Source organism: Vibrio sp. FF145, assembly GCF_041439075.1.
Classification (GTDB): Bacteria; Pseudomonadota; Gammaproteobacteria; order Enterobacterales; family Vibrionaceae; genus Vibrio; species Vibrio tasmaniensis_A.
Genome location: NZ_JBGONH010000019.1, coordinates 21761 through 45591, shown reverse-complemented (window position 1 = coordinate 45591; position 23831 = coordinate 21761). Strand labels below are relative to the sequence as shown.

The 23831-nt window shown below is 44.2% G+C and carries 23 protein-coding genes; 3 read left to right on the top strand and 20 right to left on the bottom strand.

Annotated elements, in window-relative coordinates:
* Positions 1-68 precede the first annotated feature (68 nt).
* The 14 genes from ispG to trmJ form a co-directional block, all read right to left on the bottom strand.
* On the bottom strand, positions 69-1190 hold the full coding sequence (gene ispG / locus ACED42_RS09290; RefSeq protein ID WP_009848294.1) for a flavodoxin-dependent (E)-4-hydroxy-3-methylbut-2-enyl-diphosphate synthase: 1122 nt from the start codon (positions 1188-1190) through the stop codon (positions 69-71).
* A gap of 7 nt (positions 1191-1197) precedes the next feature.
* Positions 1198-2172, bottom strand: a complete 975-nt coding sequence (gene rodZ, locus ACED42_RS09285) for a cytoskeleton protein RodZ (protein ID WP_371702262.1) — start codon at positions 2170-2172, stop codon at positions 1198-1200.
* A 441-nt stretch (positions 2173-2613) separates the two neighbouring features.
* Complete coding sequence (locus tag ACED42_RS09280; protein WP_009848292.1) at positions 2614-3756, bottom strand: bifunctional tRNA (adenosine(37)-C2)-methyltransferase TrmG/ribosomal RNA large subunit methyltransferase RlmN; 1143 nt, start codon at positions 3754-3756, stop codon at positions 2614-2616.
* A 410-nt stretch (positions 3757-4166) separates the two neighbouring features.
* Entirely contained in the window at positions 4167-4601 is a 435-nt protein-coding gene (gene ndk, locus ACED42_RS09275) for a nucleoside-diphosphate kinase (RefSeq protein WP_004735101.1), read from the bottom strand.
* 106 nt (positions 4602-4707) lie between these two features.
* Positions 4708-6003, bottom strand: a complete 1296-nt coding sequence (pepB, locus tag ACED42_RS09270) for an aminopeptidase PepB (protein WP_017099586.1) — start codon at positions 6001-6003, stop codon at positions 4708-4710.
* A gap of 206 nt (positions 6004-6209) precedes the next feature.
* On the bottom strand, positions 6210-6410 hold the full coding sequence (gene iscX / locus ACED42_RS09265) for a Fe-S cluster assembly protein IscX (RefSeq protein ID WP_004735099.1): 201 nt from the start codon (positions 6408-6410) through the stop codon (positions 6210-6212).
* Between the two features lie 92 nt (positions 6411-6502).
* Entirely contained in the window at positions 6503-6841 is a 339-nt protein-coding gene (fdx, locus tag ACED42_RS09260) for an ISC system 2Fe-2S type ferredoxin (protein WP_017098073.1), read from the bottom strand.
* A 20-nt stretch (positions 6842-6861) separates the two neighbouring features.
* A complete protein-coding gene (gene hscA / locus ACED42_RS09255) occupies positions 6862-8712 on the bottom strand; it encodes a Fe-S protein assembly chaperone HscA (protein ID WP_371702260.1) in 1851 nt (616 codons plus the stop codon).
* 22 nt (positions 8713-8734) lie between these two features.
* Positions 8735-9250 carry a co-chaperone HscB gene (gene hscB, locus ACED42_RS09250; RefSeq protein ID WP_009848288.1) on the bottom strand — a complete coding sequence of 172 codons (516 nt, stop codon included), beginning with the start codon at positions 9248-9250 and terminating at the stop codon, positions 8735-8737.
* Between the two features lie 80 nt (positions 9251-9330).
* Positions 9331-9654 carry an iron-sulfur cluster assembly protein IscA gene (iscA, locus tag ACED42_RS09245; RefSeq protein WP_004735095.1) on the bottom strand — a complete coding sequence of 108 codons (324 nt, stop codon included), beginning with the start codon at positions 9652-9654 and terminating at the stop codon, positions 9331-9333.
* Between the two features lie 103 nt (positions 9655-9757).
* On the bottom strand, positions 9758-10135 hold the full coding sequence (gene iscU / locus ACED42_RS09240; protein ID WP_004735094.1) for a Fe-S cluster assembly scaffold IscU: 378 nt from the start codon (positions 10133-10135) through the stop codon (positions 9758-9760).
* A gap of 33 nt (positions 10136-10168) precedes the next feature.
* The gene (locus ACED42_RS09235) at positions 10169-11383 is read right to left on the bottom strand and encodes an IscS subfamily cysteine desulfurase (RefSeq protein WP_009848287.1); all 1215 of its coding nucleotides are present in this window, start codon (positions 11381-11383) and stop codon (positions 10169-10171) included.
* A 27-nt stretch (positions 11384-11410) separates the two neighbouring features.
* Positions 11411-11932 carry a Fe-S cluster assembly transcriptional regulator IscR gene (gene iscR / locus ACED42_RS09230; RefSeq protein WP_012603310.1) on the bottom strand — a complete coding sequence of 174 codons (522 nt, stop codon included), beginning with the start codon at positions 11930-11932 and terminating at the stop codon, positions 11411-11413.
* 116 nt (positions 11933-12048) lie between these two features.
* The gene (gene trmJ / locus ACED42_RS09225; RefSeq protein ID WP_004735091.1) at positions 12049-12777 is read right to left on the bottom strand and encodes a tRNA (cytosine(32)/uridine(32)-2'-O)-methyltransferase TrmJ; all 729 of its coding nucleotides are present in this window, start codon (positions 12775-12777) and stop codon (positions 12049-12051) included.
* Positions 12778-12958: 181 nt separating this feature from the next.
* On the opposite strand from trmJ, the gene suhB reads away from it, so the two are divergent.
* The gene (gene suhB, locus ACED42_RS09220; protein WP_009848284.1) at positions 12959-13762 is read left to right on the top strand and encodes an inositol-1-monophosphatase; all 804 of its coding nucleotides are present in this window, start codon (positions 12959-12961) and stop codon (positions 13760-13762) included.
* 330 nt (positions 13763-14092) lie between these two features.
* On the opposite strand, the gene secF is transcribed toward suhB, so the two are convergent.
* From secF to queA, 5 genes are all read right to left on the bottom strand, one after another.
* On the bottom strand, positions 14093-15040 hold the full coding sequence (secF, locus tag ACED42_RS09215; RefSeq protein ID WP_012603308.1) for a protein translocase subunit SecF: 948 nt from the start codon (positions 15038-15040) through the stop codon (positions 14093-14095).
* Between the two features lie 14 nt (positions 15041-15054).
* A complete protein-coding gene (secD, locus tag ACED42_RS09210) occupies positions 15055-16911 on the bottom strand; it encodes a protein translocase subunit SecD (protein ID WP_009848282.1) in 1857 nt (618 codons plus the stop codon).
* A 20-nt stretch (positions 16912-16931) separates the two neighbouring features.
* Positions 16932-17261: a preprotein translocase subunit YajC gene (gene yajC, locus ACED42_RS09205; RefSeq protein WP_009848281.1), complete on the bottom strand. Its 330-nt coding sequence runs from the start codon at positions 17259-17261 to the stop codon at positions 16932-16934.
* 110 nt (positions 17262-17371) lie between these two features.
* On the bottom strand, positions 17372-18508 hold the full coding sequence (gene tgt / locus ACED42_RS09200; protein WP_009848280.1) for a tRNA guanosine(34) transglycosylase Tgt: 1137 nt from the start codon (positions 18506-18508) through the stop codon (positions 17372-17374).
* Between the two features lie 194 nt (positions 18509-18702).
* Positions 18703-19755, bottom strand: coding sequence for a tRNA preQ1(34) S-adenosylmethionine ribosyltransferase-isomerase QueA (gene queA, locus ACED42_RS09195; RefSeq protein WP_017099581.1), 1053 nt, complete (start codon positions 19753-19755; stop codon positions 18703-18705).
* A 335-nt stretch (positions 19756-20090) separates the two neighbouring features.
* Here queA and ACED42_RS09190 point away from each other — a divergent pair, with 335 nt between their 5' ends.
* Positions 20091-20534 (top strand): CBS domain-containing protein, encoded by a 444-nt coding sequence (locus ACED42_RS09190; RefSeq protein ID WP_009848278.1) that lies wholly within the window; start codon positions 20091-20093, stop codon positions 20532-20534.
* A 270-nt stretch (positions 20535-20804) separates the two neighbouring features.
* Positions 20805-22745 carry a methyl-accepting chemotaxis protein gene (locus ACED42_RS09185; RefSeq protein WP_371702257.1) on the top strand — a complete coding sequence of 647 codons (1941 nt, stop codon included), beginning with the start codon at positions 20805-20807 and terminating at the stop codon, positions 22743-22745.
* A 127-nt stretch (positions 22746-22872) separates the two neighbouring features.
* On the opposite strand, the gene ACED42_RS09180 is transcribed toward ACED42_RS09185, so the two are convergent.
* Complete coding sequence (locus tag ACED42_RS09180; protein ID WP_009848276.1) at positions 22873-23778, bottom strand: hydrogen peroxide-inducible genes activator; 906 nt, start codon at positions 23776-23778, stop codon at positions 22873-22875.
* Positions 23779-23831 lie beyond the last annotated feature (53 nt).

The window sequence follows — 23831 nt, the reverse complement described above, 5'->3', positions numbered from 1 at the left end:
TATTTATTCCGTAATTTATCACGACCAGGTATCAGTGCGAATAGACAATCACACCCCATCGCGTTGTATTAATCTTCTAAGTTTTCTACATCAATGCGATTTGCTTTATCAAGCACTGATGCTTTTGCACGAATCTTAGCTTCAAGTTTGTCGACAAGATCATCGTTGTCGAAGCGCTCTTTCTGACGCTTACCGTCTTCGTAGAAAGCACTCTTACGTGCACTACCAGCTAGGCCTAAGTGAGACACTTCAGCTTCACCAGGGCCGTTAACCACACAACCGATGATAGAGACATCCATTGGAGTAATCACGTCTTCTAGGCGCTCTTCAAGGGCATTAACGGTGTTAATAACATCGAACTCTTGACGAGAACAGCTCGGGCATGCGATGAAGTTAATACCACGCGAGCGAATGCGCAAAGATTTAAGAATATCAAAGCCAACTTTGATCTCCTCAACAGGATCAGCCGCTAGCGAGATACGCAGCGTATCGCCGATACCTTCAGAAAGAAGCATGCCTAAACCTACCGCTGACTTCACAGAGCCTGCACGCGCACCACCCGCTTCGGTAATGCCAAGGTGAAGAGGTTGATCAATCTGCTTAGCAAGTAAACGGTAAGAACCGACGGCTAGGAATACATCAGACGCCTTAACGCTGACTTTAAATTGATCAAAGTTCAAACGGTCTAGGATGTCGACGTGACGCATTGCAGATTCAACAAGCGCTTCTGCTGTAGGCTCTGTGTATTTCTCTTGAATCTCTTTCTCAAGAGAACCACCGTTAACACCAATACGAATCGGGATATTCATATCACGAGCACAATCCACAACAGAGCGAATGCGGCTTTCGTTACCGATGTTACCTGGGTTGATACGCAGACAGTCAACGCCGTATTCAGCCACTTTAAGTGCGATACGGTAGTCGAAGTGAATATCAGCAACCAAAGGAACAGAGACCTGCTGCTTGATTAGCTTAAAGGCTTCAGCTGCATCCATAGTCGGTACAGATACGCGAACGATATCAGCGCCAACTTTTTCCAGAGCTCTAATTTGAGCAACGGTCGCGGCTACATCTGTTGTTCTTGTGTTGGTCATGGATTGCACAGCAATTGGTGCACCATCACCGATCGGCACATCACCCACATAAATACGGGTTGATTTGCGACGAATAATAGGAGATTCGTGTTGCATATTAACTCTAAGGTAAGGTTATTCTAGCTACTTTGCCTGAAGTATACCCAGAAAGGTCGACAGGTTCACTTGCAAATGTCATCGATACGCCCTCTGGCGCACCTAGAATCACTTTATATGGCGCAGTTCCTGATAGATTTAACGACTGACCTGCTTTTTTGATGCCAGTCGACAAGGTTTTGCCCGAAGCATCTTTCACTTGGATCCAGCAATCAGCAGAGAACTGCATCACTAACTCGTTAATCACAGCTTCAGGCGCAGTGCTTGCTTCAACAGCTTCTGCATTAGCAGTATTAGCAGTATTAGCAGCATTAACAGCAACTTCAGCAGTTGGTTCTGTCTCTGTTGCTTGCTGTGCAGTAGTTTCGTCAGTTGAAGTAACAGAATCTTCCGCATCGCTTATCGCAGCAAGGTCATCAGTATCTTCAACTACAGAAGTACCCTCTTCATTTTGTTCAGCTTCAATCACTTCTAAAGAGGTGAATTCAGGGGCAAGTGATTCTTCTACAGCTAGCTCTTCTGAGCTTTCAGTATTAGCTAAAGATTGAGATAGGGTGTCTTGTTGTTGGTTCTGCCACCACCACAGTGAGGAGATACCCGCAATTACCGCAAAAATGCTCCAAGTAAGGATCATAATACGGCTGTTGTGCTTCTCGGTTTTAGTCTTACGAGAAAAGCTCAACATTTCTTGTTCTTGATGTTGAGCGTCACCGGCATGATGGAGTGCGCTCAATACGACCTTTTCGTCAAGATTGACGTATTTCGCGTATGAACGAATGTAGCCACGCATAAAGGTGGCAACTTGATCTGACTCGAATTGGTTTTCTTCAATTTGTTGGATCAGCGTAACGCGCAGCTTTAAACGATCAGAAATCTGCTTTTGTGTTAAACCAAGAGATTCTCGTTTATTTTTAAGCAGCGTTCCCGCTTCGATTTCTGGAGCGACAGTTTCTTTTGTTTGTGTTTCGTGTTCTGTGTTCATAGAGAGTGAACTTCTAAAGTATTATCGCAGGTTGATGAGAGCATTTTTATTGTCGTTTAAGCTCAATCTAACAACCCACTTTATGTGGAATTTTTCCTGTTATCTAAATCATCAACCCTTAAAGACGAACATCACCCATTGACTATGGATGACCTTCTCAGGAAGCTAGTTTATCAAGTAGCCAACCTAAATAGACACATTGACGATTACCGGGTAACAAGCGAGCACTTAAATTAATTTAAGATGAGTTAATCATAAGCTAATGCCATTGCAAGGCAAAAACACTTTAAACAAAATTTACCGTCAGCTCATGGTTTTGTCCAAAATTTGACGAAAAATGTAAGAAAGCATGGGGAAAAAATCCAATTATTGGAAATTCACCTTCCAGAAAAGCAACAAGCCAGAAGGAATCCTTCTGGCTTGTTTAGATCTAAATGGTATTTAAACCGCTTTTACTTGAATCACATCACCTGCGATCAAGTTAGCTTCAGAGGCGGCTTTCAGCATTTTAGTACGCTTGGTTCTATCAATAACATCACCAACCAGCTGACCACATGCGGCATCAATATCATCACCACGAGTTTTACGAACCGTAACTGTGTAGTTGTATTCCATCAGCGTTTTTTGGAAGCGATCAATACGAGAGTTGCTTGGCTTCTTATAAGGCGAACCCGGATAAGGGTTAAATGGAATCAAGTTGATCTTACAAGGCGTATCTTTCATTAGCTCAGCAAGTTCACGAGCGTGGTCCATATCATCATTCACATGATCCAACAGAACGTACTCAACCGTTACTTTGCCGCGGTTAGCATTTGAAGAAGCAATGTAGCGACGAACCGATGCTAGGAAGTCTTGGATATCCCAACGATCGTTGATTGGCATGATTTGGCTACGTAGTGCATCGTTTGGTGCGTGTAGAGAAATCGCCAGAGCTACATCGATGTTGTCTGTCATCTGATCAAGACCAGAAACAACACCAGATGTTGATACTGTTACACGACGCTTAGACAGTGAGAAACCTAGATCATCAAGCATCAGCTCCAATGATGGAATTAGGTTCTTCATGTTCAATAGAGGTTCACCCATACCCATCATTACGACGTTAGTAATTGGACGACGACCCGTTTCTTTCTCTAAACCGATTTCACGTGCAGCACGCCAGATTTGACCAACGATCTCTGAAACTTTCAGGTTACGGTTGAAGCCTTGTTGAGCCGTAGAGCAGAATTTACATTCAAGCGCACAACCTACTTGCGAAGATACACATAGCGTCGCACGATCACCATCTGGGATGTATACAGTCTCAACGTCTTGGTCACCAACGCTCATCGCCCATTTAATGGTGCCATCCGCAGAGTGCTGAGCTTCAGAAACGATAGGTGCAACAATCTCACAGCGATGCAGCAGTTTCTCACGTAACTTTTTGTTGATGTTGTTCATTTGTTCGAAGTCATCGACACCGAAGTGATAAATCCACTTCATCACTTGCTCTGCTCGAAACGCTTTCTCATTCAGTTCTTCTGTGAAAAATTTACGAAGACCTTTACGATCAAAATCGAGTAGATTGACTTTAGCTGTGGTCATGATGCCTCTCAATGACGGAACAATAATTAAGGGCGCGAATTGTACAGCCTTTACGCAACTTCAACAAGCACTGTAAAACCTTGTGTTTACTAAGACATTCAAACTTAAGTGATTAAAATTTACACAGTCAAATTTACCTGCTTAAGTTTGGCCAATTCAAAGAGAGATTCCCGATTACGCTCCTCCGTCGCTTTCGGGAATGACGGGCTTTAACCACCTAATACTCGCGCCCTACTAACGCGACTTGTTCGTCATTCCAGAACCGAGGAACGAGGTATCTGGAATCTCCAATAGTAAACTCAGACTCCTGATATGCTCCTTCTTCACTCTCAGGAATGACACGAGAACTCACCAGAAATGAAAAAGGCTTCACCGAAGTGAAGCCTTTATTGAGACTTGCTGTTGTCTGCTTATTCAGCTGGACGCGGGCAAATTTCAGATTCTGGGAAGAAGAATTCGATTTCGCGAGCCGCAGATTCAGGGCTATCACTGCCGTGTACTGAGTTGTAACGCATGCTGATTGCGTAGTCAGCACGGATAGTGCCGCATGCAGCTTCTTCTGGGTTAGTTTTACCCATTAGTTCACGGTAACGAGCGATCGCATTTTCGCCTTCAAGTACTTGAACCATGATAGGACCAGAAGTCATGAACTCTTTTAGTGGTCCAAAGAACTCTTTACCTTCATGTTCTGCATAGAAGCCACTTGCTTGCGCTTCTGTAAGAGAAACCATTTTAGCGGCAATAATCTGTAGGCCAGCTTTTTCAATGCGGTGGTAGATTTCACCGACAAGGTTACGCTTAACTGCATCCGGCTTAACAATTGAGAACGTTCTTTCTAGAGCCATAGGGATTCCTTCACTTCATTTTTTTGTTATTAAATACTGAAATTACTAAGATCATTCGATCTGAGTTTATGAATAAGCGGTATCGAAATACCGCTCACTCTTATTATTATTTTGCTTGGTCGATAAGAAGACGAGCCAGTGTACGAACACCCATACCGGTCGCGCCTGCAGCCCACTTATCACTTGATGACTTGCGGTAAGTACCCGCGCAATCCATGTGAATCCAACCTTTTTTGTAGTCATCTACAAAGTAAGAAAGGAACGCGGCAGCTGTACTTGCACCCGGAGTGTAATCACCAGAGCTGATGTTTGAAAGATCAGCAAAGTTTGAAGGCAACATACCACGGTGGAAATCAGCAAGCGGCAATGGCCATAGACCTTCTTTCTCTTGGTTCGCAGCCGTTAGTGCTTGATGAGACAACTCATCATCAAAGCTCAATAATGCGTGGTAGTCGTTACCTAATGCATTTTTAGCCGCGCCAGTTAGCGTTGCACAGTCGATGATCAACTCAGGATTCTGAGCGCTTGCGAACATCAGGCCATCAGCCAAAACTAAACGACCTTCCGCATCGGTATTCATGATCTCGACAGTCTTACCATTTTTGTAAGTAATGATGTCGCCAAGCTTCAATGCACGACCAGAGATCATATTCTCTGCACAACATAAGATAAGCTTGATGCGCTTGTTCAGGCCACGTTCAATCGCAAGACCTAAACCACCGGTAATAGTCGCGGCGCCACCCATGTCAGCCTTCATTGCTGTCATGAATTGACCTGGCTTAATGCTGTAACCGCCTGAGTCGAAAGTGATACCTTTACCCACAAGACAAGCAAACACGGGTGCGTTTTCATCGCCGGTAGGGTTGAAGTCCAGTTGAAGCATTGCAGAAGTACGTTCAGAGCCGCGGCCTACCGCATAAATGCCTTCCCAACCTTCAGTTAGGAGATCTTTGTCTTTAACGATTTTCGCTTTAACAGTGCCTGCTGGTGCCACTGACTTGATGTATTCAGCTGCCATTGTCGCTAATTGACGAGGGGCAACTTCTTCAGCCGTTTTGTTGATGATGTCACGCGTCCAATCTGTCGCGCGGATACGTGCTTCCAATTCAACCTGATCAGCTTCAGCTAGAGTATCCCACTCCAATGCATTCTTTTTCTTTGGTCCACGGTAGCCTTGGTAAAAAGCCCAAACACTTTCTAGATCCCAGCCTTTACCGCTAAGTGCAACCAATGCGATACCTTGTCCGTCAAGCGTACGACCCGCACGTTGAACCGCGCCTAGATCGTGGCCTTCACCAATGTGAATTGTCGCTCCCGCTTCTGAGAACGATAAAATAGCTCTTGCTCCCCACTGAGGCTGGGCAGCTTCTTGACTTAAAAATACTGACATCTGTGTAGACATGATTTCTCCTTGTCATGAACCACTTTGAGTATGTGATTCTGATTGTTTTTTATTAGCGCACTGATGTTAGCATTATGTAGGAGGAAAATGTCATTTTGATAAAAAAACGGACCATAAGGTCCGCTTTTTTTAGTAAGAATTGTTAACTTGGCTGCGTTTTACATTGGACTGATACCAACCCGCGACCAAGTGATTAGACAAGAGGATTAATCCATCTCATCCATCCAGCACAATATAATGGCCTCTAGAATTTTCTCATTCGAGTGATTCGGCTCATCATCAAAATCTTCAAGATCTAGCACCCATTGATGCAAGTCCGTGAAGCGTACTGTTTTAGGATCGGTATCTGGGTATAAATCACATAGTTCAATCGCAATATCTCGCGAATCAATCCATTTCAAACTCATAACATTTCCTTATCTTTATCAGCGACGATTTGTCATCTTAGTGACTTATATTCTATGCCAGCTTTACTAACAGTTTTAGTCGAGCTTATTTCTTAATGCTCTTCAGAAGCTAAGTTCAACGTGTACTTTGGAATCTCTACAACAAGATCCGAATCAGCTACTTTAGCTTGGCAACCAAGGCGAGATTCCATCTCTAAACCCCATGCTTTATCTAGCATGTCGTCTTCTAGGTCATCACTCTCTTCTAAAGAGTCGAAACCTTCACGAATCACGACGTGACATGTAGTACATGCACACGACTTCTCACATGCGTGTTCAATACCAATACCGGCCTTCAATGCAACATCAAGAACCGTCTCACCAGTTTTTGCTTCTAAAACAGCGCCTTCTGGACATAGATCTTCGTGAGGTAAAACAATAATCTTTGGCATGTTTATCTATTCTCTAACTATTAAATATTATCGACTGACTGACCTGACAGTGCAGCTCGAATTGATTTATCCATACGACGAGAAGCAAAGTCTTGGCTCGCTTTGTCGGTATTCTTAATTTCTAGTTCGATGGCATCAGCGCTTTCGCCATTACGCACTTCAATCAGTGCTTCAATAGCTTGCAGAAGGAGCTGTTTTTCTTGCTCATCAAGCAGCTCATCGCCATCAGCTTGCATTGCTGCAATAAGACCTTCGATAACACGATCTGCTTCTACACGTTGCTCAGCTAGAGCACGCGCTTGCATGTCTTCTTTAGCAAACGTCATCGAATCTTTCAGCATGCTCGCCACTTCATTATCGCTTAAGCCGTAAGACGGTTTAACCTGAATTTCAGCTTGAACACCTGTGCTCTTCTCCATAGCAGTAACCGATAGCAGGCCATCAGCGTCTACTTGGTAAGTCACACGAATATGCGCCGCACCAGCCGCCATTGGTGGAATACCTTTTAGAGCAAAACGAGCCAATGAACGACAGTCATCAACCATCTCACGTTCGCCTTGCACGGTGTGCACTGTCATTGCAGTTTGACCGTCTTTGAACGTGGTAAATTCTTGTGCGCGAGCAACAGGGATAGTGGTATTGCGTGGAATGATCTTTTCGACCAAGCCACCCATCGTTTCGATACCTAGGGAAAGAGGAATAACATCAAGCAGCAGCATTTCAGAGTCAGGCTTGTTACCGACTAAGATATCCGCTTGGATAGAAGCACCAATCGCAACCACTTCATCTGGGTTAATGCTGGTTAATGGCGTACGACCAAAAAAGTCACCCACCATTTCACGGACAAGCAATGTACGAGTTGAACCGCCGACCATCACGACTTCTAGAACATCATCCGCGTCAACTTCAGCATCTTTCAATGCACGACGGCACGAAAGCAGTGTTTTCTTAACCAGTGGCTTGATGATCTCTTCAAACTCTTCACGAGTTAATGAACCAGCCCAACCCAACACTTCAACATTAACGCTTTCAGCGTCAGATAAGCCTATCTTCGCTTCTGTTGCTGCATCTAGAAGAATACGATTCTGTTCTGCGGTTAGCTCTGATAAGCCCATTTGCTCTTGGAAGTGCTCTGCGATCAAGTGGTCAAAGTCGTCTCCGCCTAATGCAGAGTCGCCACCCGTTGCTAATACTTCAAAAACACCTTTAGACAGGCGTAAGATAGAGATATCAAACGTGCCACCGCCAAGGTCATAAACCGCAATCACCCCTTCTTTACCTGAATCCAGACCGTAAGCAATCGCTGCCGCAGTAGGTTCATTAAGAAGACGTAACACGTGAAGACCAGCAAGTTGAGCCGCGTCTTTCGTACCAGCACGCTGTGCATCATCAAAATACGCAGGAACCGTAATTACGGCGCCAGATAACTCACCGCCTAGCGTAGACTCAGCACGTTGGCCAAGCGCTCGTAGAATATCAGCAGAAACCTGGATTGGGTTCTTGTTGCCTTGTTCTGTGCGGATCACAGGTAAACCATTATCACTTTCTTCAAACTGATATGGCAGAGACGGGTATCGCTGTTGAATATCTGACAGTGAACGACCGATTAATCGCTTAACTGAGATAATGGTATTTTTAGGGTCAGTCTGCGCGTTAGCACGAGCTTCATCGCCAGTGGTGTACGACTCTGACGTATAGTGAACAACTGAAGGTAAAATGCTTCGACCTTGTTGATCAACGAGTGTACTTGCCTCGCCACTGCGTACTGCAGCAACCAACGAGTTTGTTGTACCTAAATCAATACCCACAGCAAGCTTGTGCTGGTGAGGAGCGGCGCTTTGCCCTGGTTCTGCAATCTGAAGTAGTGCCATGGATGTGTCCTTGTTATACAAACTAGCCGATCAAACGATCTTCAACTAATTCGATTTCATTCTTTAATTTTGCAATAAACTTAAGCTTTCTTACTCGGTCTGCAGCTTCTAGCCAAGCTTCGCTTTCGAGTTCTTGTTGGATAGCGCTTAATTGTTGTTTATACATTTTGCTAACCTTGCCTTCAAATGCAAATAGCGCATCTTCGGGATCAGAACTGTCTGCGATATCTTCCAGCTCTTCACGCAGTTCCATTTGCTCCATCAGGAACATCGGATCTTGCATGGTTTGTTGTTCGCCACGAATGTCTTCACCGTGTTGAACTAGCAGGTATTCTGCTCGGCTGATTGGATTCTTCAATACCTGGTACGCATCGTTGATTTGTGCCGCTTTTTGCACGGCTAATAAGCGGTCACGCTCAGAAGCTATCGCAAATTTATCAGGATGGAATTGGCGTTGCAGATCTCTAAACTGAGAAGAAAGAAGGCTACCATCCAGTTGAAACTGAAGTGGTAGCCCAAATAATTCGAAATGATTCATGTAAAGGTGGTCCTAAGTTTAGGCTCTTTGTTCAGAGCCTAATTTTATTCTTCGCTTACAACGCTTAACGATTCAAGCGTTTAAACATTGAAGCTCTCACCACAACCACATTCGCCTTTCGCGTTCGGGTTGTTGAATTCAAAACCTTCGTTTAGGCCTTCTTTTACATAATCAAGCTCAGTACCGTCTAGGTATACTAGGCTCTTTGGATCAATGATGACCTTAACACCTGAGTGCTCAAACACTTCGTCTTCTTCGTTAAGCTCGTCAACGAATTCCAGTACATACGCCATACCCGAACAGCCAGTAGTTTTTACTGCTAAGCGTAACCCGAGACCTTTACCACGGTTATCTAGGAAAGCTTGAACTCGGCTTGCTGCCGTATCTGTCATGGTGATGGCCATACTACAACCTTGTGTTTTATATAAATTGAGAACTCAGGTGGGAGCACAAAGGGTGCTCCCAAATATTACTTATTTTGTCGACGTAATTACGGTATTGAAGCGATTAGTGCTTCTTTTTGTAATCCGCAACAGCTGCTTTGATTGCATCTTCAGCAAGAATTGAACAGTGAACTTTCACTGGTGGCAACTCAAGCTCTTCTGCGATTTCAGAGTTTTTAATAGCAGCAGCTTCATCAATACTTTTACCTTTAACCCACTCTGTAACCAGTGAGCTAGAAGCGATTGCGCTACCGCAACCGTAAGTCTTGAATTTTGCGTCTTCAATAATACCTTCTGCAGATACTTTGATTTGCAGTTTCATTACGTCACCACAAGCCGGTGCGCCAACCATGCCGCTACCTACACTTGGGTCTTCTTTATCAAACGAACCTACGTTACGTGGGTTTTCGTAGTGATCAATTACTTTTTCGCTATATGCCATGATAGTTACCTCGAATCCTCTATTTCCGTGAGATTAGTGATGAGCCCACTCAACAGTGTTCAAATCAATCCCTTCTTTATACATATCCCATAGAGGAGACATGTCGCGTAATTTGTTTACCGCTACACGGATTTGTGCAATCGCGTAGTCGATTTCTTCTTCCGTTGTGAAACGGCCGAATGAGAAACGTACTGAGCTGTGTGCCAGTTCATCGTTTAGACCAAGAGCACGTAGAACGTATGAAGGCTCTAGGCTTGCTGATGTACATGCAGAACCTGATGATACCGCTAGGTCTTTTAAAGACATAAGCAGAGACTCACCTTCAACGAAAGCGAAGCTCACGTTTAGGTTGTGTGGTACACGTTGGTCTAAGTCGCCGTTTACGGTTACAGCTTCTAGATCTTGAACACCTTTCAATAGGCGCTCACGAAGTGCTAGTGCGTGATCGTAATCTTTCTGCATGTCTTGCTTAGCGATAGCAAACGCTTCGCCCATACCCACGATTTGGTGAGTAGCAAGCGTACCAGAACGGAAACCACGTTCATGACCGCCACCGTGCATTTGCGCTTCAAGGCGAATACGTGGCTTACGACGAACGTACAAAGCGCCGATGCCTTTAGGGCCGTATGCTTTGTGTGCAGACATAGAGATAAGATCAACTTTCATCTCTTTTACGTCTAGTGGGATTTTACCCGCAGACTGCGCCGCATCAACGTGGAAGATAATCTTGCGTGCACGACATAATTCGCCGATTGCACCGATATCTTGGATTACACCAATCTCGTTGTTTACGTGCATGATAGAAACTAGAACAGTATCTTCACGCATTGCAGCTTGTAGCTTGTCTAGATCAATGATGCCGTTTGCTTCTGGCTCAAGGTATGTCACCTCAAAACCTTCACGCTCTAATTGGCGGCATGGATCAAGAACCGCTTTGTGTTCTGTTTTGCACGTGATTACGTGCTTACCTTTCTTCTCGTAAAAGTGCGCAGCACCTTTGATAGCAAGGTTATCTGACTCTGTAGCACCTGACGTGAAAACAATCTCACGTGGGTCTGCATTTAGTAGATCGGCAATTTGCTCACGAGCATTATCTACTGATTCTTCTGCCTGCCAGCCGTAACGGTGTGAACGAGATGCAGGGTTACCGAAGTTACCGTCCATCGTCATGCACTGAACCATTTTTTCAGCAACACGTGGATCGACTGGGCATGTAGCTGAATAGTCAAAGTAAATAGGCAGTTTCATTTTCTACTCCAATGTAAAAACTGACCGCTAAGAGCGGGCATTAACACCGTGAGGTGCTGCACTAATCGTTGTAGTGCTCGTATTTTTATGTGCAAAACCATTATTAACCGCAAGATCGATATCTTGACGATCAGAAATCTCTAAAACTTCGTTATCTTTCATTAGCTCACCGAGCGTAATGTCGTTTAAGAAGCTGCTGATTCGGGAGCTTAAATCACGCCATAAAGTGTGAGTTAAACAACGAGTACCACCTTGGCAATCTGCTCGACCGTGACACTTAGTTGCATCGACTGATTCGTCAACTGCAGCAATTACAGTTCCGACAGCGATGTCGCTCGCTTCAGCACCTAAACGGTAACCACCGCCAGGACCACGAACACTAGCAACCAAGCCAGCTTTACGTAACTTAGAAAAAAGTTGTTCTAAGTAAGATAACGAGATGCCTTGTCGCTCTGAAATATCAGCCAGAGGAACTGGGCTTTTTTGCGAATGCAGTGCTACATCTAGCATAGCTGTTACCGCATATCTTCCTTTAGATGTAAGTTTCATATCACACCGTATCCACATTGTTTATGTGGTTGGAATTTTCCCATACCCGACTAAATTGGTCAAGTATTTAGTTGACTATTTTAGTCAGGTATTCACCCTTAGGGTTTGCATGGGCTTTATTTGTCGTTTTTGCTCTTCTCAATTGAAGTCAAAATGCCGCGTAGAGTGTTGATCTCTTGCAGCTCTGGACGAGCTCGACTGAACAAACGACGTAGCTTATTCATCACCTGACCCGGCTTATCCTTAGAAATAAATTGGGTATCAATGATCACTTTTTCAAGGTGCTCATAGAACATTTCTAGTTCTTCGTGACGAGGGTACTCATCTTGTTGCTGCGGCTGGTACTGGCTCGCCACCATATCAAGGTGTGCTACACGCACTTCATAGCTAAGAGTCTGTACTGCCATTGCTAGGTTTAGTGAGCTGTATTCTGGGTTTGCAGGAATACATACATGGAAATGACACTTCTGAAGCTCATCATTGGTTAAGCCAGTACGCTCACGGCCGAACACTAACGCTACAGGGTGCTTTTGACCTTCAACTGCAAATTTTTGTCCACATTCACGCGGCTCAAGCATTGGCCATTCAAGCGTACGAGAGCGTGCACTCGAACCAACCACCAAACCACAGTCTTTTACTGCTTCATCCAGTGTAGAAACGATGGTCGCGTTTTCCGCGATGTCACCTGCACCCGCAGCCAGTGCTAAGGTCTGCTCGTCAACTTCACATTGAGGGTCTACAAGAACTAACTGACTCAAACCCATCACTTTCATTGCGCGAGCTGCTGATCCGATATTTCCCGAATGAGACGTACCAACCAGAACGACTTTTACATTGTCTAACATGCTATATGACACCACTTTAAAAATAATCGCGAGATATTAACACATAGCTAAGTAAAATGGTCAGACCCTTCTCGGAATGTGAAATCAAGAGTTCAAAAAATAACCACTTCCCTTTTGGGGAAACTTTGGTATACTCGCCGCCGCTTTAAATTGTTCTTTAACATCTTGTGGGAAAAACCATATGCATCCAATGCTAAACATTGCGATACGCGCTGCGCGTAAAGCTGGCAACCATATTGCTAAATCTCTAGAAACAACTGATAAGATCGAATCGTCTCTAAAAGGTAACAACGATTACGTTACTAACATTGCTCAAGAAGCTGAGTACATGATCATTGAGACAATCAAATCATCTTACCCAGAGCACAGCATTATTTCTGAAGAGTCAGGCCTAACTGAAGGTAAAGATTCTGACGTACAATGGATCGTTGACCCACTAGATGGCACCAACAACTTTGTAAAAGGTTTCCCTCACTTCTCTGTATCTATCGCTGTTCGCATGAACGGTCGTACAGAAGTTGCTTGTGTTTATGACCCAATGCTAAACGAGCTATTCACAGCTCAACGTGGCGCTGGCGCTCAACTTAACAACGCTCGTATGCGTGTTACTCAACTTAAAGACCTTCAAGGTACTGTTCTAGCGACTGGTTTCCCATTCAAGCAAAAACAACACTCTGAATCTTTCATGAAGATCATCTCTGGTCTATTCGTTGATTGTGCTGATTTCCGTCGTACTGGTTCTCCAGCTCTTGACCTATGTTACCTAGCAGCTGGCCGTGTTGACGGTTACCTAGAACTAGGCCTTAAGCCATGGGATCTAGCAGCTGGCGATCTAATCGCTCGTGAAGCTGGTGCTATCATGACTGACTTTGCTGGCGGCACTGATTACATGACGTCTGGTAATGTTGTTGCTTCAAGCGCACGTGGTGTTAAGTCTATTCTTAAGCACGTTCGTGAGAACTCTAACGAAGGTATGCTGAAGTAATTCAGACCTTGCGTTAATGCTCTCTAGTTAAGAGCAGAAGATTTTCAAAGCCTCGCTATTGCGAGGCTTTTTTGTATCCGCGATACGAGATACGAGATACGACCAAAATGTCGGTTAGTTACAGTGAACACAAATCACTGCTCTGTCGGCTGTATTTAGATCGTCACTAGATAGTGACTTAGCTACTTTGGCACTTGGTATTGGTATTGGTATTGGTAAATACGACAATGTTCAGTCGGTTCCAAAAGCTAACCCACAATATACAGACATAAAAAAACCGCTAGTTGCCCAGCGGTTTTTTTGGTTTAGCGAAAGTTGTTAAGCCGCGGCCTAAGGCATTTCGTCAAACTCTTCACCTTCTTTATCCACTTGTGGTGGCATTAGGTGTTCACGCGTAATACCCAACTTCATAGCTAGTGCAGATGCAACGTAGATAGAAGAGTAAGTACCAACGGTAATACCCAGTAGAAGTGCAGTCGCAAAGCCGTGAATCATAGCGCCGCCCTGAACGAACAGTGCGATAACTACGAATAACGTTGTACCAGAAGTGATCAATGTACGGCTCAATGTTTGTGTGATTGAGCTGTTCAGCACTTCAGGTGCCTCGCCTTTACGCATCTTACGGAAGTTCTCACGAATACGGTCAAATACCACTATGGTATCGTTGAGGGAGTAACCGACTACCGTTAGCAAGGCTGCCACGATGGTAAGGTCGACCTCAATTTGCATTAGAGAGAACACACCTAGTGTGATGATAACGTCGTGCGCTAGGGCTAATACAGCACCTGCAGCTAATCGCCATTCAAATCGTACGGATACGTAGATCAAGATACAGATCAGAGAAACTAAGATCGCAAGACCACCAGCTTCTGTTAGTTCATCACCCACGTTTGGACCAACGAACTCGATACGACGCATCTCAACTTGCTCACCAGTACCATCTTTAATTGCAGACAGGATTTGGTTACCAAGCGTTTCGCCCGCAACACCATCACGTGGACGTAGACGAACCATTACCTCACGCGCAGAACCAAAGTTCTGAACCGTAGCATCACCAAAGCCTTCAGCTTCTAGTGCGCTTCGAATATCAGGTAGGTTTGCTGGCTCCTCAAAGCCCACTTCAATCAGGGTTCCGCCGGTAAAATCTAGACCCCAATTCAACGATTTCGTTGTTAGGGTGAAGATAGCAGTACCAATCATCAAGATTGAGAATAAAAAGGCAACCTTTGACCAACGCATGAAGTCGATCATTTTGTCTGCTTTTAGAATCTGAAACATATTAATTCCTAGCCTTAGATCGACAGTTTCTTAACGCGTTTGCCGCCATACATCAGGTTCACGATACAACGTGTTCCGATAATAGCTGTAAACATTGAAGTCAAGATACCAATTGATAACGTTACCGCGAAGCCTTTAATCGCACCTGTACCTACAGCAAATAGAATGATTGCTGTTAGTAGTGTGGTGATGTTGGCATCGGCGATTGTACTAAATGCGTTTGCATAACCTTGGTGAATCGCTTGTTGTGGACTGCGTCCATCTCGAAGTTCTTCACGTATACGCTCAAAGATAAGAACGTTGGCATCGACTGCCATACCGACCGTCAATACGATACCGGCAATGCCTGGTAGCGTCATTGTCGCGCCAGGAATCATCGACATCACACCAATAATCAACACTAAGTTAGCCATCAGAGCGACGTTCGCAATCAAACCGAAAGTACGGTAGTAAAGCAGTGTAAACAGCATTACTGCAGCCATACCCCAAACCATCGCCATGATACCCATATCGATGTTTTGTTGACCCATAGATGGACCAATCGTACGTTCTTCTACAATCGAGATAGGCGCAATCAATGCACCTGCACGTAGTAGAAGTGCCAAGTTATGAGCTTCAGCCGTTGAGTCGATACCTGTAATACGGAAGTTACGGCCAAGCGCAGATTGAATCGTCGCTTGGTTAATCACTTCTTCGTGCTTACTTAGGATCACTCGGCCTTCAGGTGTTTTACGACCGCTGTCTTTATACTCTGCAAATACGGTTGCCATTAGCTTACCGATATTTTGACGAGAGAATGTAGACATCTTGCTACCACCTTCGCTGTCTAGCGAGATGTTAACTTGTGGGCGACCATATTCATCAACACTTGAGCTTGCATCTGTAATGCTAGAACCGCCTAAGATAACGCGTTTCTTAAGTACTACAGGACGACCATCGCGGTCTTGCTTAATTTCACTACCAGCAGGAGCACGGCCAGAAGCTGCAGCGGCCAAATCGGCACTGCTGTCCACTTCACGGAATTCAAGAGTCGCGGTTGCGCCTAAAATTTCTTTAGCACGAGCCGTGTCTTGAACACCTGGCAATTCCACTACGATACGGCTAGCACCTTGACGTTGAACCAAAGGCTCAGCAACACCAAGTTCGTTAACACGGTTACGTAGAATAGTAATGTTTTGCTCTACCGCATAATTGCGGATTTCTTGAAGACGAGTTTCAGTGAAGTTAGCAATCAAAGAGAAACGACCGTTAGATTCTGAATCTACGAACGTCATATCTTGGTGCTTAGATTGCAGTAGCGATTTCGCTTCAGCAAGCTGCTCTTCGTTACGCAGAATCACTTCAACCGCATCTTTACCCGATGGGCGAATAGCGCGGTAGCGGATTTTCTCTTCACGAAGTTCACTGCGGAACGCTTCTTCTTGTTGGCCAACCAGTTTTTGCATCGCAGCGTCCATATCCACTTCCATTAAGAAGTGAACACCACCACGTAGATCAAGACCCAGTTTCATTGGTGCAGCACCAATAGATTCAAGCCAATCAGGAGTTGAAGCCGCTAGGTTTAAAGCTACGATAACGTCATCACCTAGTGCTTCTGTGATGATATCACGGGCACTGATTTGCGTATCTGTATCGTTAAATCGAACAAGAATGGAACCGTTTTCGAGAGCAACGGATTTAGTAGAAAGGTTTTCTGCTTCAAGAGCATTGGTGACAGCATCCAGCGTAGACAGATCTACAGAGGCGCCACGCGCCCCTGTAACTTGAACTGCCGGATCTTCACCGTATATATTTGGAAGTGCGTACAACGCAGCGATAGCGATGGCAAACATCACCATCAAATACTTCCATAACGGATAACGGTTTAGCACAGCGAGGATCCTCTAGCTGTTTATAGTGATTTCAGAGTACCTTTTGGTAGCACTGCTGTAACGAAGTCTTTCTTGATAACGACTTCGTTGTTTGCGTTCAGTTCGATAGCAACGTAGTCGCTGTCTTCAGCAATCTTAGTGATCTTGCCGATTAGGCCGCCGCTTGTAAGAACTTCATCGCCTTTGCCCATAGAAGACATAAGGCTCTTGTGCTCTTTAACACGCTTAGCTTGTGGACGGTAGATCATGAAGTAGAAGATCACAGCGAACATACCTAGCATGATAAGCATTTCGAAACCGCCGCCTGCTGGTGCACCTTCTGCTGCTGCGTGAGCTTGAGAAATAAACATTTAAAACATCCTCTATTATATTTTCGTAATTGTTTGTCTAATTGGGTCGTATCCCTTTATTTTCAAGCCCCATCACTCGGAAGAGAGATAGGGCTCGCAAAAAAGAAATACTAAGATTCTTTACCTAGTGGTGGCACTTCACGCCCCATTCTTGCGTAGAACTCTGCAACGAACTCTTCAAAGCGATCTTCATCGATAGACTGACGAATGTCTGACATTACTCGTTGGTAGAAACGCAGGTTGTGAATCGTGTTCAGTCGAGCACCTAGGATTTCGTTACAACGATCCAAATGGTGTAAGTACGACTTGCTGTAGTTCTTACAAGTGTAACAGTCACAATCTGAATCTAGTGGTGTTGTATCGGTTTTATGCTTCGCATTACGGATCTTGATCACACCTTCCGTTACAAACAGGTGACCATTACGTGCATTTCGCGTTGGCATAACACAGTCAAACATATCGATACCGCGACGAACACCTTCAACCAAGTCTTCAGGTTTGCCTACACCCATTAGGTAACGAGGCTTATCTTCAGGCAGTTGAGGACATGTGTGCTCAAGAATGCGGTGCATATCTTCTTTTGGTTCACCTACTGCTAGACCACCTACTGCGTAACCGTCAAAGCCAATTTCTGTTAGGCCTTTAACGGATACATCACGAAGGTCTTCGTATACGCCACCTTGTACAATACCGAACAGTGAGTTCGGGTTTTCTTGCTTATCAAAATGATCACGTGAACGCTGAGCCCAACGAAGAGACATCTCCATTGAGTCTTTAGCTTCTTTGTGCGTTGCAGGATAAGGCGTACATTCGTCAAAGATCATTACAATGTCTGAACCTAGATCCTTTTGGATTTCCATCGACTTCTCAGCGTCCATGAAAATCTTGTCACCGTTTACAGGATTACGGAAATGAACACCTTCTTCAGTGATTTTACGCGTTGCACCTAGGCTGAATACTTGGAAGCCACCTGAATCAGTCAAGATAGGACCTTTCCAGTTCATGAAATCGTGCAAATCACCGTGCAGTTTCATGATTTCTTGACCAGGACGTAGCCATAGGTGGAATGTATTACCTAATAGGATTTCAGCACCTGTGTCTTTTACTTCTTCAGGTGTCATGCCTTTTACCGTACCGTAAGTACCTACAGGCATAAATGCTGGGGTTTCAACGGTACCGCGTTCAAACTGAAGTTGACCACGACGTGCGCCGCTATTAGTTTTTTTAAGTTCGTATTTTAATTTCACGAAGCCTCCAATATGCCAGAGAAACAATCTGACTGTTAATTCAGAACCTTAGGCCAAACAAAAGTTCAGTCTAGTGGGTTCTATGAGGAGCGGTCGCGTATTCCTTGCGAGAGATTAGACAGACACCCTGCCCGACTCCTAGCTTACTGCTAGCACCCGTAAATTCTGCTTATATCGTTTATAACCAGCTAAAATTAGCTCGTTTTCTTATTGATGAACATCGCATCACCGTAGCTGAAGAAACGGTATTCGCTCTTCACTGCGTGATCGTATGCGCCCATCACATTGTCGTAGCCAGCAAATGCACTCACCAACATAATCAGCGTTGATTCTGGTAAGTGGAAGTTGGTAATCAAGCAATCCACCAGCTGATATTCATAACCAGGGAAGATGAAGATTTCTGTGTCACCAAAGAAAGGAACTAACTCAGTGCCATTTTTCAATGCATCTTGAGCCGCACTTTCTAGTGAACGCACAGAGGTTGTACCAACGGCAATAATACGCCCGCCACGTGCTTTTGCAGCAGCTACGGCATCCACCACTTCTTGCGGTACTTCAACGTACTCAGCATGCATGTGGTGGTCATTGATATTATCGACTTTTACTGGCTGGAACGTACCAGCACCAACGTGAAGTGTCACGTAAGCAAACTCAACACCTTTTTCTTTCATGTCAGCCATTAGCTTATCATCAAAGTGAAGGCCTGCTGTTGGCGCAGCAACCGCACCCGGCTTTTCATTATAGACAGTTTGGTAGCGCTCTTTATCGGCGTCTTCATCTGGACGATCGATGTAAGGAGGCAGTGGCATGTGACCAACACTGTTAAGAATCTCTAAAACGCTTTGATCGGATGTGAAATGGATTTCAAATAACGCATCATGACGTGCCACCATTTCAGCTTCATACTCATCGTTCTCACCAAGGAACAATTTGGTACCCGGTTTCGGTGATTTAGAACAACGAACATGCGCAAGAATGCTTTTCTCATCCAGCATACGTTCAACCAACACTTCAAGCTTACCGCCTGATGCCTTGCGACCGAATACACGAGCAGGAATCACGCGAGTGTTATTAAAAACAACAAGATCGCCTGGCTCAACCAAGTCTAAAACGTCTTTAAACGAACCATCAGCTAGGTTGCCATTGTTGCCATCTAATTTAAGTAGGCGGCTTGCTGTGCGCTCCTCTTGAGGGTAGCGAGCAATGAGTTCATCTGGTAGGTCAAAGTGAAAATCTGAAACTTGCATGTGTCGAGTCTTGTCTTAGTTGATGATATTTATGCCGTTGACGAATATTAAGTCGAAGTTGCCGAACAATCGTTTCGGTAAGTAAATCGTTACCAGAAACACATCGTAAACATGACTAAAAATTTCGCAGTGGGCTAGTATAGGCACACGAGCCGCAATAGCAAGGTTTACAGCATTGGATTATTGTAAAGAGTCGTAAAATAATACGACCACTCCCCCTCATAAAAAAGCCAAAATTAGTTGCATGAAACTCACCCAAAAATGCGTTAGATCTCAGTTATTTTTTGGATAAAAAACTATAGTAATAGCAACAAATAAAAAAGAAGGAGGTCCGTATGATCAAGGTTGAAGATATGATGACTCGCAACCCTCATACCCTATTGCGCTCACACTCACTGGCCGATGCAAAGCACATGATGGAAGCGCTTGATATCCGCCATATTCCGGTTGTTGATGCCGACAGACAACTACTTGGCGTCGTCACACAGCGAGACGTTCTTGCCGCTCAAGAATCTAGCCTACAAAACATCCCACAAGCTCAATCCTATACTCTTGCAACACCACTCAATGACATCATGCACAAGAGTGTTATGTCTGTAGAGCCGCGCGCAGGACTAAAAGAGTCTGCTGTTTATATGCAGAAACACAAAGTGGGCTGTTTACCTGTCGTAGAGAACCACGAACTCGTGGGCATCATTACAGACAGCGATTTCGTTACGATAGCCATTAACCTGCTAGAGCTACAAGAAGAAGCGGAACCGGAAGAGGTCGAAAGTTAGTCCGTTTGTATTACTCACGATAATCCTTAGAGCCTTTGAACCTGAGGCTCTTAACATATCTAAATTCTGACACGTCTAAAATCTCATCTATTTTTATGAAAAGCCGAGAGAAAAGTTACAAAAAACAACAATATCAACAACCTATTTTACCCATCATTCTTAGACATCAAAATATAGTGGATACATACTATTTATTGATATATTTATCGTTAGAATCATGTAAGAATTTGTTAAGAATAAAAACAAGCTGCCTTACTAGGAATGATATTTATGAGTTTAAAGAAATTGCTGTCCTTAGGTTTTGGCGTGATTCTCGCGCTAATTTTGGTTATTTCAGTCGTTGCTTCATTACGCTTTTATCAATCGAGTGATGGGTTTAACACCTACCGCTCTCTTGCAATAACAAGTGTCTCAACAGGTCGAATCCAAGCCAATATACTGGAAGCTCGTTTATCTGCACTTAAATATATTAAAAACCCTATTCCGTCACATGCTTCTGAACTGAATAGACGTATCACCGCATCAAATCAATTGATAGATGAAATATTAGACTCTCATCTTGACGATCTACACAAAAATGAATTCCTAACGATAAAGAAGCAGCTTGATCAATATAGCCAAGGCTTTAACAAGGTTGTTCAACTTGTTAATACTCGAAACAACCTAGTTCAAGAGGCCTTAGACCCATCAGGAGTCAATATGCGTGAGGCAGTGACTAACCTAATGACCCAGGCTTCAGCTGAAGAAGATTTAGAAGTTGCTGTCAGTTCAGGACAGCTTCAGCAGCATGTATTGCTATCAAGATTGTACTCTTCTAAATTTCTGACGAGCAATAAAACAGAAGATGCTCAGCGTGCTGAAAAAGAGTTTGCCTCTGCCGCACTACTTGCAGAAACAATCGAATCTCAACTCATGTCGATGGAACAAATCAACTACTTAAACGATTTCACTAGTGCCTTCAAAATTTACCGCAACACATTTTCAAAGATCGTTGACACTATAAACACGCGAAATGGCATCATTTCAGGGACTCTTGATCTTGCTGGTGTTAATGCAGCAAAAACAATTGAAGAGATAAAGCTATCAACAAAGTCAGAGCAAGACTCTGTCGGGCCTAATATGGTCGAGCGATTCTCTAACGCGCAATTTGTGCTTGGCGTTCTTTCAATTCTCGTTGTCGCCGCTTCTCTTAGCATTGCCGTTTCGATTTACCGCAGTGTATGGAAAGTCGTTGGAGGAGAGCCAAGTGACATCCAAGCAATTGTTGCCGAAGTCGCCGCTGGTGATCTTTCAAAGCAGATTCCAATTACGGGTAAAGAAACCGGTATATACGCAAACATTTTAGAAATGCGCCAAGAACTACGTCGAATAATCGATGGTTTCCACCAGATTTCAGACAATGTTTCAGCAGCCTCCGTTGAGCTAACCGCGGTAATGAGCCAAACAGAAGGAAATGCTCAACAAGAACTGAGTCAAATGGAACAAATCGCGACAGCCATCAATGAACTTTCTAGTACTGCGAGTGAGGTTAGCCAGAATGCAGCTAGCGCAGAGAGCGCTGCAACTGGGGCAACGACAAATGTCAAAGATGGCAGTGTTTCCCTCGATGCATCAGATGATATATCTCGAAAAGTTGAAGACTCGATCGAAGAAACATCAAACATCGTTAATCAATTGCAAGAGTACTCGGTAGAGATCGGTAGTGTTATTGAAGTGATCAATTCAATTTCTGAGCAAACTAACTTACTTGCGTTAAATGCAGCCATTGAAGCCGCTCGAGCGGGAGAGCAAGGCCGAGGCTTTGCGGTAGTTGCAGATGAAGTTCGTTCTCTTGCCGCTAAAACGCAACAATCAACGGTCGATATTCAAGAAATAATATCTCGCCTTCAGGCTCAAGCGAAAGATGCGAACCAATTTATGCAATCCAACCTTTCGTTAGCAGAAGAATCTAGACAGTATAGCGAACAGCTTCGTGCTGCATTCGCTTCTATCACTGACTCTGTACAACTAATATCTGATATGAACACACAAGTAGCCACAGCGTCTGAAGAACAATCAGGCGTAACACAAGATATTTCACAAAATGTTTCTCTGACCTTTGATATTGTTCATCAAAATGTTTCAGGAATTGAGCAGAGCAAACAGGCAAGTGAAGAACTCTCTTCATTAGCTGTTAAGCAAAAAGACTTGCTGAGTTTTTTCAAAATCTAACGTTATAGTAAAATAGATAAATAAGCTTCTAACGCCACTATTTGTGGCGTTTTTCTTTTCAAATGAACAAACAAAAAGAGCAGCCAAATAGCTGCTCTTTTTCTTTTGAATTTTATTTTCTAGTTTTTTAAAGCAATTCTGAGACCACATCAGCTAACTGATGAAAGGTTTCAAGACGTGACGAGCTTGGTCGCCATACAAGGCCTATGTCTCGGTATGCTTGTTGGCCTGGCGGGTCGATCACCACTAAATTCTGATTTTGCAACAAACCATGATCGATCGCCATTTGTGGGATAAAGGTGGTTCCTAAACCATTTGCCACCATTTGTACCAACGTATGTAGGCTTGTGGCGGTGAACGGGTTTATCTTCTCTTTGTCGGTTAGCTTACAAGCTGATACCGCGTGCTCGGTTAAGCAGTGCTCGTTCTCCAACAAGAATACAGATTCGTCTGGCAGGTCATCATATTTAATCGGAACACGAATACCATCGGCTTGATTGCGGCTGATTACCATTCTGAAAGGGTCTTGCCCAACAACTTTGCTCTCCATGTTGTCGATATCGACAGGCAAAGCCAGAATCAGTACATCCAACTCACCATGACGCAACGCAGCCAATAGGTTAGTGGTCGTGTCTTCCCGTAACAACAAGTTCAACTGTGGAAAACGTTGGTTCGCTTCTTGTACCAAATCGCACAATAGGAATGGAGCAATAGTAGGAATACACCCTACTCGCAACTGCCCTTGCATCGCGTCTCCATTACATAGATTTCCGAGCTCAACCAAGTCTTGCCCTTTCGCCAATAACTCTCGACCATGCTTAACCACCAGCTCACCCGCTTGAGTGAAAACCAATGGGCTCTTTTTATCTTTCTTCTCATAGAGAGGACAACCAATGAGTTCTTCCAGGTTTTGAATGCCTTTACTTAGTGTCGATTGACTCACGAAGCAGCGATCCGCAGCGTCGCTAAAGTGGCGAGTTTCGTGAAGAGTAACAAGATAGTGAAGTTGCTTAAGACTTGGCCATTTATTCATGAAATTACTTTGTAATATGAGTAGGATAACTTAAGTGAAGGTCATTTGACCTA

Excerpts from the sequence above, each read along its gene's own strand:
- ispG (WP_009848294.1), bottom strand. The coding sequence starts at position 1,190 with ATGCAACACGAATCTCCTATTATTCGTCGCAAATCAACCCGTATTTAT.
- rodZ (WP_371702262.1), bottom strand. The coding sequence starts at position 2,172 with ATGAACACAGAACACGAAACACAAACAAAAGAAACTGTCGCTCCAGAA.
- ACED42_RS09280 (WP_009848292.1), bottom strand. The coding sequence starts at position 3,756 with ATGACCACAGCTAAAGTCAATCTACTCGATTTTGATCGTAAAGGTCTT.
- ndk (WP_004735101.1), bottom strand. The coding sequence starts at position 4,601 with ATGGCTCTAGAAAGAACGTTCTCAATTGTTAAGCCGGATGCAGTTAAG.
- pepB (WP_017099586.1), bottom strand. The coding sequence starts at position 6,003 with ATGTCTACACAGATGTCAGTATTTTTAAGTCAAGAAGCTGCCCAGCCT.
- iscX (WP_004735099.1), bottom strand. The coding sequence starts at position 6,410 with ATGAGTTTGAAATGGATTGATTCGCGAGATATTGCGATTGAACTATGT.
- fdx (WP_017098073.1), bottom strand. The coding sequence starts at position 6,841 with ATGCCAAAGATTATTGTTTTACCTCACGAAGATCTATGTCCAGAAGGC.
- hscA (WP_371702260.1), bottom strand. The coding sequence starts at position 8,712 with ATGGCACTACTTCAGATTGCAGAACCAGGGCAAAGCGCCGCTCCTCAC.
- hscB (WP_009848288.1), bottom strand. The coding sequence starts at position 9,250 with ATGAATCATTTCGAATTATTTGGGCTACCACTTCAGTTTCAACTGGAT.
- iscA (WP_004735095.1), bottom strand. The coding sequence starts at position 9,654 with ATGGCCATCACCATGACAGATACGGCAGCAAGCCGAGTTCAAGCTTTC.
- iscU (WP_004735094.1), bottom strand. The coding sequence starts at position 10,135 with ATGGCATATAGCGAAAAAGTAATTGATCACTACGAAAACCCACGTAAC.
- ACED42_RS09235 (WP_009848287.1), bottom strand. The coding sequence starts at position 11,383 with ATGAAACTGCCTATTTACTTTGACTATTCAGCTACATGCCCAGTCGAT.
- iscR (WP_012603310.1), bottom strand. The coding sequence starts at position 11,932 with ATGAAACTTACATCTAAAGGAAGATATGCGGTAACAGCTATGCTAGAT.
- trmJ (WP_004735091.1), bottom strand. The coding sequence starts at position 12,777 with ATGTTAGACAATGTAAAAGTCGTTCTGGTTGGTACGTCTCATTCGGGA.
- suhB (WP_009848284.1), top strand. The coding sequence starts at position 12,959 with ATGCATCCAATGCTAAACATTGCGATACGCGCTGCGCGTAAAGCTGGC.
- secF (WP_012603308.1), bottom strand. The coding sequence starts at position 15,040 with ATGTTTCAGATTCTAAAAGCAGACAAAATGATCGACTTCATGCGTTGG.
- yajC (WP_009848281.1), bottom strand. The coding sequence starts at position 17,261 with ATGTTTATTTCTCAAGCTCACGCAGCAGCAGAAGGTGCACCAGCAGGC.
- queA (WP_017099581.1), bottom strand. The coding sequence starts at position 19,755 with ATGCAAGTTTCAGATTTTCACTTTGACCTACCAGATGAACTCATTGCT.
- ACED42_RS09190 (WP_009848278.1), top strand. The coding sequence starts at position 20,091 with ATGATCAAGGTTGAAGATATGATGACTCGCAACCCTCATACCCTATTG.
- ACED42_RS09185 (WP_371702257.1), top strand. The coding sequence starts at position 20,805 with ATGAGTTTAAAGAAATTGCTGTCCTTAGGTTTTGGCGTGATTCTCGCG.
- ACED42_RS09180 (WP_009848276.1), bottom strand. The coding sequence starts at position 23,778 with ATGAATAAATGGCCAAGTCTTAAGCAACTTCACTATCTTGTTACTCTT.